11 protein-coding genes are annotated in these 13,685 nt (G+C 59.9%); 5 read left to right on the forward strand and 6 right to left on the reverse strand.

Going from position 1 to position 13,685, the window contains the following annotated elements:
• The 3 genes from BN1119_RS14350 to BN1119_RS14360 form a co-directional block, all read left to right on the forward strand.
• On the forward strand, positions 1 to 3,482 hold a 3,482-nt coding region (locus tag BN1119_RS14350), incomplete at its 5' end, for an Ig-like domain-containing protein (RefSeq protein ID WP_052448069.1).
• An 88-nt stretch (positions 3,483 to 3,570) separates the two neighbouring features.
• Positions 3,571 to 4,128: a hypothetical protein gene (locus tag BN1119_RS14355; protein WP_041999304.1), complete on the forward strand. Its 558-nt coding sequence runs from the start codon at positions 3,571 to 3,573 to the stop codon at positions 4,126 to 4,128.
• A gap of 54 nt (positions 4,129 to 4,182) precedes the next feature.
• Complete coding sequence (locus BN1119_RS14360) at positions 4,183 to 4,887, forward strand: SIMPL domain-containing protein (protein ID WP_041999307.1); 705 nt, start codon at positions 4,183 to 4,185, stop codon at positions 4,885 to 4,887.
• Between the two features lie 62 nt (positions 4,888 to 4,949).
• Here the strand turns inward: BN1119_RS14360 and serA are convergent, their stop codons facing one another.
• The 5 genes from serA to BN1119_RS14385 all read right to left on the reverse strand — a co-directional run bounded on the left by serA (position 4,950) and on the right by BN1119_RS14385 (position 10,861).
• A complete protein-coding gene (gene serA, locus BN1119_RS14365) occupies positions 4,950 to 6,182 on the reverse strand; it encodes a phosphoglycerate dehydrogenase (protein WP_041999310.1) in 1,233 nt (410 codons plus the stop codon).
• Between the two features lie 435 nt (positions 6,183 to 6,617).
• Positions 6,618 to 7,271: a ribose-5-phosphate isomerase RpiA gene (gene rpiA / locus BN1119_RS14370; RefSeq protein ID WP_041999313.1), complete on the reverse strand. Its 654-nt coding sequence runs from the start codon at positions 7,269 to 7,271 to the stop codon at positions 6,618 to 6,620.
• Between the two features lie 175 nt (positions 7,272 to 7,446).
• Positions 7,447 to 8,037, reverse strand: coding sequence for a 5-formyltetrahydrofolate cyclo-ligase (locus BN1119_RS14375; protein WP_041999316.1), 591 nt, complete (start codon positions 8,035 to 8,037; stop codon positions 7,447 to 7,449).
• A 98-nt stretch (positions 8,038 to 8,135) separates the two neighbouring features.
• On the reverse strand, positions 8,136 to 9,464 hold the full coding sequence (locus tag BN1119_RS14380; protein WP_041999319.1) for a Na+/H+ antiporter NhaC family protein: 1,329 nt from the start codon (positions 9,462 to 9,464) through the stop codon (positions 8,136 to 8,138).
• Positions 9,465 to 9,892: 428 nt separating this feature from the next.
• Positions 9,893 to 10,861, reverse strand: a complete 969-nt coding sequence (locus tag BN1119_RS14385; protein ID WP_041999322.1) for an alpha/beta hydrolase — start codon at positions 10,859 to 10,861, stop codon at positions 9,893 to 9,895.
• Between the two features lie 261 nt (positions 10,862 to 11,122).
• On the opposite strand from BN1119_RS14385, the gene dapB reads away from it, so the two are divergent.
• Entirely contained in the window at positions 11,123 to 11,935 is an 813-nt protein-coding gene (gene dapB / locus BN1119_RS14390; protein WP_041999325.1) for a 4-hydroxy-tetrahydrodipicolinate reductase, read from the forward strand.
• Positions 11,936 to 12,242: 307 nt separating this feature from the next.
• Here the strand turns inward: dapB and BN1119_RS20520 are convergent, their stop codons facing one another.
• On the reverse strand, positions 12,243 to 12,563 hold the full coding sequence (locus BN1119_RS20520) for a hypothetical protein (protein ID WP_157438668.1): 321 nt from the start codon (positions 12,561 to 12,563) through the stop codon (positions 12,243 to 12,245).
• Here BN1119_RS20520 and carA point away from each other — a divergent pair.
• Positions 12,555 to 13,685, forward strand: a complete 1,131-nt coding sequence (gene carA / locus BN1119_RS14395) for a glutamine-hydrolyzing carbamoyl-phosphate synthase small subunit (protein WP_041999328.1) — start codon at positions 12,555 to 12,557, stop codon at positions 13,683 to 13,685. The genes BN1119_RS20520 and carA overlap by 9 nt on opposite strands.

Raw genomic sequence — 13,685 nt, forward strand, 5'->3', positions numbered from 1 at the left:
TCGCGGTGACCCTGGTGGATAGCGACGGTGACACCGCCAACAACACCCTGAGCGTGCAGATAGTGGATGACGTGCCGACGGCGGTGAACGACAGCAACCCGGCCACGGCGAGCGAGAACAACCTCATCCTCAACGGCAATGTCATCAGCAATGACGTGCAGGGGGCGGATGGCGCGGCGGTGACCGCGGCCAACCTGACCGGCACCTACGGCAGCCTGGTGCTCAATGCCAATGGCACCTACAGCTACACCCTGGCGCCGCTGGATCCCCAATTCGTGGCGCTGCCGGGGGGCAGCACGGGCAGCGAAGTGTTCACCTACACCCTGACCGACGGTGACGGCGACGTGAGCACGGCGACCCTGACCCTGACCATCAAGAACGACGATGACGGGGTGACCATCACCAACCTCATCCCGAAAGGCGAGGGTGGCGACGCCATCGTGTACGAGGACGACCTGCTGGCGAACCGGGGTACGGGCGAATCGGCGGGGTCGGACACCAGCAAGGAGTCGACCACGGTCACTGGCAGCTTCAACATCAGCGCGCCGGACGGGGTACAGACCCTGAGCGTGGGGGGCATCAGCCTGGTGAGTGGCGGCGTGGCGGCGAGCTTGCCGCAGAGCGTGGCGACCCCGCTGGGCAACACCCTGACCATCACCGGCTACGATGCGGCGACCGGGCTGGTGAGCTACAGCTACAGCCTGCTGGACAACGAAGCGCACGCCAATGGCAATGGCAACAACAGCCTGTTTGAAGACTTCGCGGTGACCCTGGTGGATAGCGACGGTGACACCGCCAACAACACCCTGAGCGTGCAGATAGTGGATGACGTGCCGGTGCAGCCAGAGGAACTCAATACCCGGGTAGAGGAGTTCTCCAACCCAGGTGTCAACCTGATGATCATCCTGGATACCTCGGGCAGCATGGACTTCGATGCAGAGGCGACTGGGTTTGCTACCCGTATGGCCGTGGCCAAGGCCTCCATTCTGCAACTGATCAACGACTATGACGATCTGGGCAACGTCATGGTCAGACTGGTGGGGTTTGCCAGCACGGCGACCACCAACTTCCTCGGATCCGGCGAGATCTGGCTGACGGCGACCGAGGCGCTGGATGTGATCGATGACATCACGGATGGTCTGGGCAACGGTGGGACAGACTATGACGATGCTCTGATCAAGGCCATGTCTGCCTATGATTCGGCAGGAAGGATCATCGGAGGAGAAAACGTGCTCTACTTCCTTTCCGATGGGGATCCGACCGAGAGCACCAGCTGGCCCGATGTGGTTGGTTCTGGCAGTGACGGTATCAATGTAGCCGAGCAGGCTGCCTGGCAAACCTTCCTGACCGACAATGAGATCAAGGCCTACGCCCTTGGTATGGGGGGCGGTGCGTCGGCGACAGCATTGGAGCCAATCTCCTATAACGGCGCCACCGGAGCAGAACAGCCGGCCATCATAGTGACGGATCTGAGCCAGCTGGCCAGCACCCTCTCGGGGACTGTGCAGGTGCCGACCACGGGCAATCTGCTGGTCGATGCGGGGGTGGTCTTTGGTGCCGATGGCCCTGCCGCCTTGCCCATCACCAGCATCTCCCACGATGCCGATGGCAATCCGGCGACACCGGATGTCGTCTACACCACGGCATACTCCGGCTATAACCCCGTGACCCACGTGCTGACCATTCCTACCCATGGCGGGGGCACCCTCTCGGTCAACTTGTTGACAGGGGCTTACAGCTACAGCCTGTCGCTGGATGTGGCAGATGACTACACCGAGACCTTCCATTACACCATCAGCGACGCCGATGGGGATGTGAAGACAGGGGTGCTGAACCTGATCACCACGGATTCGAGCGACGTTATCGTCTATGACAACAGCAATGAGGCGCTGGTGTACGAGATCTCTGTGCCGGGCGACACCTCCACGACCACGCTGGCCAACTTCCAGACTACGACCAACGGCAGCGGCTCTGGATATAACCCCTGGGTCTATGACACCTCGGGTAGCAATACCACTGTGATCGATCTGGGGGGGAATACGATCGCCAGCGCCATTGTGAACAATGGTGACAAGTGGATAGTAAGCACCCAGGGCGGGACAGGTCTTTCCTACCTGGATGCCACCGTCAACACCAGCAGTGATGAATTGCGCCTGGTCGATAACAATGGCTCATCGGCGGGGGGCGTCGAAATGCTGACGCCGGAGTTCGTGACCAGCGCAAGCGGTACCACCACCCTCAGCTTCGATTACGACAGGGCCAACGTGAACAGCAACGATGTGGTGACCTGGAGTCTGTACAAGTTTGACGGTACCAGTTGGGTACAACAGACTGGCACGGGTTACAGCGGTTTCCTGTCGGCGGATCCAGGATCTACCACCAGCCTCACCACGGGCGAGCTCGAGGCGGGCACCCGTTATCGCGTTCACTTCTCTGTGCTCGATGGTGGTAGCAGTGGTGACTCTCGCCTGGAGCTGGACAACATCAGGCTCAACATCACGGCCGCTGCCACGACGGCCATTGCCATCATGGCCGCCCAGGGCAATGTGCTGACGGACCCCAACCATAATCCGAACAGCAGCGATCCCTGGGGAGCAGTCGATGCACTGGGCAGCGAAGTCTCTGTGCTCAAGATCTGGAATGGCAGCAGTTACAGCACTGTGACCACCAGTCAGACGGTGGCCGGGCTCTACGGCACCCTCGAGATCCACAGCGATGGAGACTATACCTACACCCCGAACTCAAACCTCAGCGGTGTCGGCCAGTCCGATGTGTTCACCTATCAGGTAATGCAAAACGACGGGGATCAGGATACGGCCCAGCTCACCATCAACATCGGCTCCACGGCTGCGGCCGCTCTGGTTCCCATCGAGGGCACCAGTGGCAACGATGCGCTCAACGGGACGGCGGGCAATGATGTGCTGCTCGGCCATGACGGCAATGACACCCTTCATGGCAACGGAGGTAGTGACCATATCGAAGGGGGGGCTGGCAACGACAATCTGTTCGGCGACGCAGGCAATGATGTGTTGCTGGGAGGGGAGGGTGTCGATGTGCTGGATGGTGGCATAGGTGACGACACCCTGATAGGAGGCCTGGGGGCCGATACCCTGACCGGGGGCGCTGGCGAGGATACCTTCAAGTGGGTTGCCGGTGACGGGGATGGCAGTACCGATATCCTCACCGACCTCACCCTGGGTATCAATGGTGACGTGCTGGATCTCTCCCAGCTGCTGGTCGATGTGCCGCTCAGTGCCGACAACAACGTGTTGGCCAACACACTCAACAGCTATCTGACGTTTGACACCAACAACCATACCCTGACCATAGATGTCAACGGCAGCGCGGCGGGAGGAGATCAGCTGACCCTCAGCTTCCAGAATGCCCCCGATCTGAACCAGGGCGGCGCTCTGAGTAGCAATCAGGACATCATCCGGCAGTTGCTCGAGGATGGTAACCTCAAGGTGGACCCCAATCCTTGATTGGGGGAGAGGGGGCAGGTATGCCTGCCCCCTGTCGCTTGAGGGATAAGGGCGTTAAGATAGGCGACTCTGATGCGGTGAGGACGGTATGGAGCCATTTAACTGGGTTGACATCGATGGCATTCGCTATAGCTGGAACGGGCAGGGCAGCATCAGCTGTTTCGGTCGCTTTGCCTATCAGACCCAGCTCGATGGCAGCAGCCTGACCGGACTCGAGATAGAGAACGAGGACGGTGAGGTCGCGGGGGTATTGAACGTGGACTTCGCCGCCATGAGTCTCTCTTTCGTCCCCTATGTGGGAGTGGAGCCACCTCACCTGGTGCTGCTCTTTGGTGATGGGCTGGGTCAGCAGGAGTCTTCCCTGCAGAGCCTGACCGCCTTGCCCCATGATCTGCTGGCCAGTGCCGATCCCCTTGACTGGTCATCCTGGGGGGAGTCGGGGGCGGCGATAGAGGTGGCTTCCCCGAGCGAAGGACACATTCTGTCGTGGGACTCGTTTCACTTCGATGAGGAGACATCGTTGCCGGAGCTGGCCGGTGCGCCCGAGCAGGCCTCGCCGATGGCCCCTGCTGTGAACGAGATCAGCATCAGCCTGGACATGAGCAATCAGGTACTGGATATGTTGCCCCCCTACCATGATGTATGAATCCGTGCCTGCCACGGGCATAATGCCGCCATCATCCTGATTGAGGTATTCGCTATGTGGCGTTCAGTTTTCTCCCTGTGTCTGTTTTGCAGCAGTGCCACCGCTTGGGCGGTTGCGCTCCCCGAGGCCCCGCATCTGCTGGTGAGCGGCTATGCCGAGCAGAAGGTGGAGCCCGACATGCTGACCCTGCGGGTCGCCGTCACGGCGCTGGAGAAGAAGGGCATAGATGCCAAGCAGCAGGTCGACAGCCGGGTGGCCGCTTTCTTCGGCCAGCTTGAGGGGTTGGGGATCAAACGCAGCGATGTGGAGGCCGGCAATCTGGTGATCTCGCCGGAATACCAGTATCCGCAAAATCGCAAGGCGGAGCTGGTTGGTTACCGCGCCCAGCGCCAGCTGGCGGTCAAGCTCTATCAGCTGGACAAGCTGAGCCAGCTGATGGATACCGCCCTCAAGTCCGGACTGGAGTCCGTGTCCCAGATTGAGTTTGGTCTCAAGGATCCTCTGGCTGCCCGCGAGCAGGCCAGGATCAGTGCGGTGGAAGATGCCCGTGCCAAAGCGCAGTCTCTTGCCAAGGCATTCGGTGTGACCCTGGGCAAGGTGTACAGCATAGAGTACCGCAGTGCGACGCCTACCCCCGTGTATGCCCGTGGTCTCAAGATGGGGGCCATGGCGGCGGCGCCCGAGGCGGCCGATGCCAGCTACGAGCAGCACGAGATCAGCATCAGCGACAATGTGGAGGCCGTGTTCCTGCTCGACTGAGCAAGACACGACCGACAAAAAGGGCTCCTCAAGAGGAGCCCTTTTTCATGGTGCCTGTGTGATCAGTGCAGGATACGGGCCCGCAAGGTACCGGAGATCTCCTTGAGCTTGGCCAGCGCCTTCTCGCTGTGCTCTGTCTCCACGTCGATCACCACGTAGCCTATCTCGCTGCTGGTCTGCAGGTATTGGCCGGCGATGTTGATCCCCTCTTCGGCGAAGATCTGGTTGATCTGGTTCATGACGCCGGGCTGATTGCGGTGAATGTGCAACAGGCGGCTGGAACCCTTGTGGCCGGGCAGGGAGACCTCGGGGAAGTTGACTGCCGACAGGGTGGAGCCATTGTCGGAGTACTTGACCAGCTTGCTGGCCACTTCCAGGCCGATGTTCTCCTGAGCTTCCTGGGTCGAGCCACCGATATGGGGGGTGAGCAGCACATTGTCCAGGCCGCGCAGGGGAGTGACGAACTCCTCGTCGTTGGACTTGGGCTCGCTTGGGAAGACGTCGATGGCGGCGCCACTCAAATGGCCGCTCTTGATGACGTCGGCCAGGGCATCGATGTCCACCACGGTACCGCGGGAGGCGTTGATCAGGATGGAGCCCGGTTTCATCATGCGCAGCTGCTCGGCACCGATCAGATCCTGAGTGGAGGCGGTCTCGGGTACGTGCAGGCTGATGACATCAGACATGTTGAGCAGCTCCACCAGGCTTGGCACCTGGATGGCGTTGCCCAGCGACAATTTGTTCTCGATGTCGTAGAAGTAGACCTTCATGCCGATGCTCTCGGCGATGATCCCCAGCTGGGTGCCGATGTGGCCGTAACCTATGATGCCGAGCTTCTTGCCACGGGCTTCTACCGAGCGGTTGGCGAGCTTTTCCCAGACACCACGATGGCACTTGGCGTTCTTCTCGGGAATGCCGCGCATCAGCAGCAGTATCTCCCCCAGCACCAGTTCGGCGACGGAGCGAGTGTTGGAGAAGGGAGCGTTGAAGACGGGGATGCCGCGCAGTTCGGCCGCTTTGAGGTCAACCTGGTTGGTGCCGATGCAGAAACAGCCGATGGCAAACAGTTTCTGGGCGGCGTCCAGCACCTTCTCGGTGAGCTGGGTGCGGGAGCGCAGACCGACGAAGTGGACGTCGCGGATCCGCTCGATCAGATCCTCTTCGCTCAGGGAGGTCTTCAGGTAATCCATATTGGTATAACCGGCGGCGCGAAATGTCTCTACCGTGTTGGGGTGAACCCCCTCCAGCAGCAGTACCTTGATCTTATCCTTGTCGAGCGAGAACTTGACGGTCATGACGGTCCCTCTAAATCAGTGCAGGTATGGTATGTGAAGAAAACAGTAAAGTAGCAAAAACAACCGGCAGAGGGAATATTTGTGACCAAAGTCAAATTCTTTTAAGTTTTCAACGATAGTTGTAAGCGGGGAGCCGTAAGTCACTGACAGTTAAATCAAATTGATGTCAATCGGCGTCAGTGTCCAGAAGCGTCATCATAATGGCGCCATCAGCCAGGCGGCGCGCCGATAACGGCAAAGTGCGCCGGCGACATCGCAACGGGGCGAGGTGGCCGGCGCCCTCTGTCCCATGGCTTGACCGGAAGATCGCCCGTAAGCCAATCAGCACCACATCCGTATCAGGACGAGCGGGTCGTGCATCAACCCGGATGCGGCTACTTGAGTGGGCACATTGGGCGATCTGTCTCAGTCAGCCAGCGGTTGCTTGGCATGGACTTATTGGGTGATCACCCCGTCCGGTGTGCCCATCAGCACCACATCGGCGCCACGGTGGGCGAACAGGCCGTTGGTGACCACGCCGACGATGCCGTTGAGCTGTTGTTCCAGTCCCTTGGCGTCTTCGATGGCCATGCCCTTGACGTCGAGGATGACGTTGCCGTTGTCGGTCACCACCCCTTCACGCCAGACCGGGTTGCCGCCGAGTTTGCGGATCTCGCGGGCCACGTATTCGCGGGCCATGGGGATCACCTCGACCGGCAGCGGGAAGGTGCCGAGCACGTCCACCGTCTTGGTGTTGTCTATGATGCAGATGAACTGATCGGCCACGGCGGCGACAATCTTCTCCCGGGTCAGGGCGGCGCCGCCCCCCTTGATCATGTCGCGGCTGGCGTTGATCTCGTCGGCGCCATCCACGTAGATGGAGAGGGCGTCGATCTCGTTGAGGTCGAACACCTGGATGCCATAGCCCTTGAGGCGTTCGGTGGAGGCGATGGAGCTGGAGACGGCCCCTTTTATCTCATCCTTCATGGTGGCAAGGGCGTCAATAAAGTGATTGACGGTAGAGCCTGTGCCCACCCCGACGATGGTGCCGGGTACCACGTATTTGAGCGCAGCCCAGCCGGCCGCCTTCTTCATTTCATCTTGGGTCATGGTAAATCCTTAGGGAAAAAGCGGGCGCATTATAGCCAAGAGTGATCCCGGGGGCGACCACTGCGCTCACGTTATGGGGAGAAAAAGCGCAAGATGTAAATCGTTTGCCTGTTTGTTGGTCGATCGCCCCGCTTCCCCCGGGCGGTGCAACCCGGGGGAAGCGGGGAGAGGGGCGTCAGCGGGCCTCGAAACACCAGCGCCTGCTCGGCGTGATGATCTCGGGCAGCGGCACATCCCAGCTCTCGCAGGGAATGGTCTCCACCTGCTGGCAGTCGTGGGCGATCCCCAGGGGCAGGGGGCCCTCCTGGTGGCTCTGCCAGCGAGTCAGGGTGCGATCGTAATAGCCGCCCCCCATGCCGAGCCGGTTGCCCGTGGCATCGAAGGCGACTAGCGGGGTGCAGAGGATATCCAGGCTGGTGTGGGGCCGCAGGCGCAACTCATCGAATTCGGGCTCAGGGATGCCGAAGCGGTTGCGGGTCATGGGGCTGGTCGCCGTGTAGTGCAAGAACAATAGATGACCCGGATTGAAGGGGTGCAACACCGGCAGGTAGACCCGTTTGTCCTGGCTCCAGAGCCAGTCGATCAGGGGGCGGGTGTCGAGCTCGCCATCGTTGGCCAGGTAGAGGGCAATGTGACGGGCCGCCCCTATCCGGGGATGCTGCTGACATTGGGCCAGCAGCTGCCGGGCTGCGACCTGTTGTTCGGCCGGGGTGAGGGCGCGCCTGCGCTCGCGCACAAGCTGGCGCAGGGATTGTCTGTCTGACATGGCGACTCCGTGAAGATGATGGCTGGCCCTACCATAGCAAGGAGTGGAGTCCTGGCAAACGACCCATCATGGATCCGCCCGGCAGGGCCAGGGCCGGGTCACGCAGTTTGGCGCCACTGATGCTTGATGAAGATGGCGGCCAGGGCCGAAAGCGCCAGCGCCATGGGGTAGATGCTCATGCTCACCACGGCCAGGGGAGAGAGAGCGAAGATGGAGCCCAGCAGCAGCGCCTGAGCCCCCCAGGGGATCAGTCCCTGCACCACGCAGGAGAAGATGTCGAGCATGGAGGCGGCACGGCGCGGGGTGACCCCGTGGCGCTCGGCCAGCTCCCGGGAGACCTTGGCGGCCACTATGATGGCAACCGTGTTGTTGGCGGTGCAGACATTGGTGAACCCCACCACCCCGGCGATGCCGAGTTCGGCCGCCTTTTCGTTCTGTTCGCCATTGTGCTGGCGAGTGAAGCGGGCAATCAGGGCGCTGATGCGCTTGCTGATCCAGGCCAGTCCACCCTGACGCTCCATCAGGGCGCCGAGGCCGCCGATCAGCATGGAGAGCAGGAAGATCTCCTGCATGCCGGTAAAGCCCTGATAGATGTCCTTGCTGAACTGGCCGAGGGGGTAACCCGCCGCCATGCCCACCAGGCCGGCGCAGAGGATGCCAAGGCCGAGCACCACGAACACGTTCACCCCCGCCAGGGCCAGCCCCAGGATCAGCAGATAAGGCATCACCTTGAGCAGGTCGATATCCCCCTGGGGCGCCGGTGCGTCGCCCACGTTGCCGAGGGTGAGGTAGAGCAGGATCACCAGCACGGCGGCGGGGGCGGCAATCTTGATGTTCTCGCGAAACTTGTCCTTCATCTCGCAGCCCTGGCTGCGGGTCGCGGCTATGGTGGTGTCCGAGATGATGGAGAGGTTGTCGCCGAACATGGCGCCGGAGAGGATGGTGCCCGCCATCAGCACGGGGTCTATGCCGGCGGCCTGGGCCACCCCGAGGGCGACCGGGGCCACGGCACCTATGGTGCCCATGGAAGTCCCCATGGCGGTGGCAATAAAGGCAGAGATGAGGAACAGACCCGGCAGCAGGCACCAGCCGGGGATGAGCGACAGACCGAGCGCCACTGTGGCATCGACGCCGCCTGTGGCCTTGGCCACGGCGGCGAAGGCGCCGGCCAGCAGATAGATGAGGCACATGGCCATGATATTGCTGTCGCCCACCCCCTTGAAGAAGGTTTCAAGGTTTTGGTTGAAGCCATCCTTGCCCAGCAACAGGGCCAGAACCACAGCCGGCAGCGCCGCCACGGGGGCAGGCAACTGATAGAAGGCGAACTCCACCCCCTGCAGGGTCAGCCAGGTACCGGTACCGATAAAGAGTGCGAGAAAAACCAGAAGTGGCAGCAAGGCCCTGGCACTGGGTTGGGTCTGGATCATGTGTTCCTCTGAAATTGAACAATGACCTCCTGTCATGCACTGCTTTGTGCCTTTATCGGATAGGGATAGGGGAAAACAGGGCGGGCATCCTGCCGCATTGGGGGCCCACAGTAGTGAGTCAACCCCGCTCGGTCAAGATAGACGTCCAGACGGATAGGTGTTTTTATCTGCGCATTCTGTTTTTATTTAAATGTCCAGATAATATTCGGTAAAACAATATTTGTGTGTTTATTGTTCGGCATCATGCGGGTCAGCGAGTGAGTCTCTAGCGGTATTGCGTGCCTTCAATGAGGTGAGAGCGAAAAAGCATAGGAGGGGGCAGGCTATCTGGGGACCTGCTCTTGTGGCCGAGCGTCAGCCGCTCCTCTTGACGCTGAGCATGGTGCGGGTATTTCCGGAGCGAATGGATACAGGCTGGGGCTGCGCGGTCACTGCGCCAGTTCATGCACCGCCTGAACGGCTGCCGCGATGGCGCCCTGTTCCAGCGTCAGCGGAATGTGGCCAATACCGGGCAGTATGGTGACAGGCCACCGGATGCCGAGGCGCCTCAATTCAGGTTCAAGTTGATCGGTTTGAAAGGCTTCGTCATTTGCGCCGGCGATCACGGCGCAGGGGCCGTGCACATTGCGCATGTTTTGCTGGTAGTTGCGCTCTGGCTGAAAGTTCGAGGCAAGGTTGAAGGAGTAGGAGGGAGTCAGCAGGGATGTCGCCTCTTCATTGAGGGCAAAATTCAGCACGGTCAGATGGTTGAGCACGGAAATATGGACGCTGTTGAGGATGCTCAGTGCAATGAGGCGGGGAATGCCGACACGCACCCAGCCACCGCTGTTGGGCCGGTAGTTGGGGGCCGTGGGGCCGAGATAGGGGGAGAGAAGCAGATAGTTGTCGAACAGGGTTTGTCGCGAGCTGCCGGCAAAACGCAGGACAAAGCCACCTCCTGAGGAGAAACCGACGAGTGTGGCAGGCTTGCTGGGGGCCACCACCTTGATGAAATCGTCCAGATCGTCTTCGAGCTGACCTATGTAGGCAATGGTGCCTTTGCTGCCGGATGCGCCATGGCCGCGAATATCGAGGGCGTAGGCATCGTATCCTGCTTGCGAGAAGGCGCTTGCCATCTTGTGCATGCTCTGGCTGCTGGCAGAAGAGCCGTGAACCAGTACCACGCTGCCTCGAACCTTGTTGTCCTCTGCGCCATCGTACCGATAGGCCAACTGCGCACCGTCACGCGCCGGGTATCTTGAGAGGGGCGGCATGCCGCTCCAGTCACTCCCTTTGAAAGGGTCGTTGATGCTGGCCATCGCCGGTGCCGGGCCCGGACCGCCAAACCACAGTGCCGCAACCAGGGCGACCAGAGCCAGTGACACCAGACCCACTGCAAACAGCAATCCAGCACTCATCCTTTCACCTCGCTTGATATCGACATGGGCGTCGCTCTGGACCCACTCATTCGAACCTATCAGCTGGTACCCGGTCTGCCAAATGGTTGAGTGATACGACGAAAAGCGGCCTGCGACCAAAAATGAGGCTATGGCCTGCCCGGTTGGCGGCGCCTTTGGCGCCCACAGCAAGCTGTGGTGGCATCATGGCTTTTCAAAGGCGCTCAGGGCTGGTAGAACTGTCTCTTTCCAAAAAGCATGACAACAGATGAGAGGGTGGAGATGGACAATCCGATCCGTGTGGCCGTGATGGGCTGTAATGGTCGTATGGGTAAGGTGTTGATTGAGGCTATCACCAACACCGAGGGCGTGGTGGTCGGTGCGGCGCTGGAGCGCCCCGGCTCTGCGCTCATCGGGCTGGATGTCGGGGAGCTCAATGGCCTGGGCCGGCTGGGCGTGACCATCAGCGACAATCTGGACAAGGTGCGCGATGAGTTTGATCTCATCATTGACTTCACCCGCCCCGAGGTGACCCTGACCAACCTGGCGTTCGCCCGTGCCCATGGCAAGGCCATGGTGATCGGCACCACAGGTTTCGATGAGGCGGGCAAGCAGGCCCTGCACGACGCGGCCGGCGAGATAGGCATCGTCTTCGCCTCCAACTACTCGGTCGGCGTCAACCTGGTGTTCAAGCTGCTGGAGCAGGCCGCTCGCGTGATGGGGGAGTACACCGACATCGAGATCATCGAGGGGCACCACAGGCACAAGGTGGATGCACCGTCCGGCACCGCCCTCTCCATGGGGGAAGTGGTGGCCAGGACGCTCGGACGTGACTTGAAAGAGTGCGCCGTCTACGGCCGCGAGGGGATCACCGGCGAGCGGGATCGCAACACCATCGGCTTTGCCACCATCCGCGCCGGGGATCTGGTGGGGGAGCACACCGTCATGTTTGCCGACATCGGCGAGCGGGTGGAGATCAGCCACAAGGCCTCGAGCCGGCTCACCTTCGCCAACGGGGCGGTGCGAGCCGCCGCCTGGTTGCGACAGCAGCCGGCGGGCCTGTATGACATGCAGGACGTGCTGAACCTGAAGTGACGAAGAGAACCCCGGGCCGCCGGGGTTTTTTTTATGTATTAAACAGGGCTGATGTTCAGATTTTTATCTCAAAGCGCCATAAATCACACTCATCGGATCTGGTTGCGTGCGCAGGCACCCGAGTTGTCAGAAAAGGGTGAACAGAAAGGCCGCTCCATCCCCTTGTTACACGGCTTTTTTACATGATGTCAGTTAGCGTAAAAATTCAAATCAAGAAAAACGTTTTCCATTGGGTTTGTGAAATATACTGGCTTGAAATAGGGCTTTATCAGTGAATTGATTTTTTTATTGATTTCATATGTTGTTGTTATTGCTTTCCTTTTATTTGGTTTTTGCAGTTTGGTTGGCGCATGGCACCACCCTGGTGACCAGGGTGATATTTTCTTTTGTTGCTGGGGGTTGCATTGCAGTCAACTGCATAGATAATGGGTAATGTTGCTTTTTTATTGAATTTAGATGCATTTCTTTTGTGGAAAGACGTTGAAATGACATCATTTTTGAGTAGAATGCGCCCAATTTGCCAGAAATCTGCCGGTTCGACCCCCAGTTTCGACGAGGGAATCGAGCCGCAACACCCAGGTAAATTGCTGAATTTAAAGCTAAATAACTGGAGGTTGTCTTGAATCACACTGCATTGCTAGTGCTGGAAGATGGAACTGTGTTCAAAGGCGTGTCGATAGGCGCCGAGGGATGTTCCGTTGGTGAAGTGGTTTTCAACACGTCGATGACGGGTTACCAGGAAATTCTCACCGATCCCTCTTATTCCCGTCAGATAGTCACCCTCACTTACCCCCATATAGGCAACACCGGCACCAACAGCGAAGATGAAGAGTCCAGTCAGATCCATGCCCAGGGCCTGATCATCCGTGACCTTCCGATACTTGCCTCCAATTTCCGCAATCAGCAATCTCTCTCCGATTACCTCAAGTCCCACAACATCGTTGGCATCGCCGACATCGATACCCGCAAGCTGACTCGTATCCTGCGGGAGAAAGGCGCCCAGAACGGCTGCATCCTGGCTGGCAAAAATTTGGACGAGGCCCACGCCCTGAGCCAGGCCCGCGCCTTCCCCGGTTTGAAGGGGATGGATCTTGCCAAGGAAGTGACCGTGAGCGAATCCTACCGCTGGACTGAAGGTAGCTGGCAGCTCGGCAAGGGGCATGTCACCCCGAGCGACGTCAAATACCATGTGGTGGCCTACGACTTCGGCGTCAAGCGCAACATATTGCGCATGCTGGTTGACCGTGGCTGCCGCCTGACCGTGGTACCGGCCCAGACCCCGGCTGCCGAGGTGCTGGCGATGAACCCCGATGGCATCTTCCTCTCCAACGGCCCAGGTGACCCCGAGCCGTGCGACTACGCCATCGAAGCCATCAAGACCTTCCTCGGCACCAACACCCCGGTGTTTGGCATCTGCCTGGGTCACCAGCTGCTGGGGCTGGCCTCCGGCGCCAAGACGGTGAAGATGAAATTCGGTCACCACGGCGCCAACCACCCGGTCAAGGATCTCGACAATGGCACCGTCATGATCACCGCCCAGAACCACGGCTTTGCGGTAGATGAGAGCACCCTGCCCGAGTGCCTGCGCGCCACCCACGTCTCCCTGTTCGATGGCTCCCTGCAGGGTATCCATCGCACCGACCGTCCGGCCTTCAGCTTCCAGGGGCACCCCGAAGCGAGCCCGGGCCCGCACGATTGTGCCGGTCTGTTCGACCACTTTATTGAATTGATTAAGCAGTATCGCGCCTAA

The sequence above is a fragment of the Aeromonas bivalvium genome (genome assembly GCF_000819765.1).
Taxonomy (GTDB): domain Bacteria; phylum Pseudomonadota; class Gammaproteobacteria; order Enterobacterales; family Aeromonadaceae; genus Aeromonas; species Aeromonas bivalvium.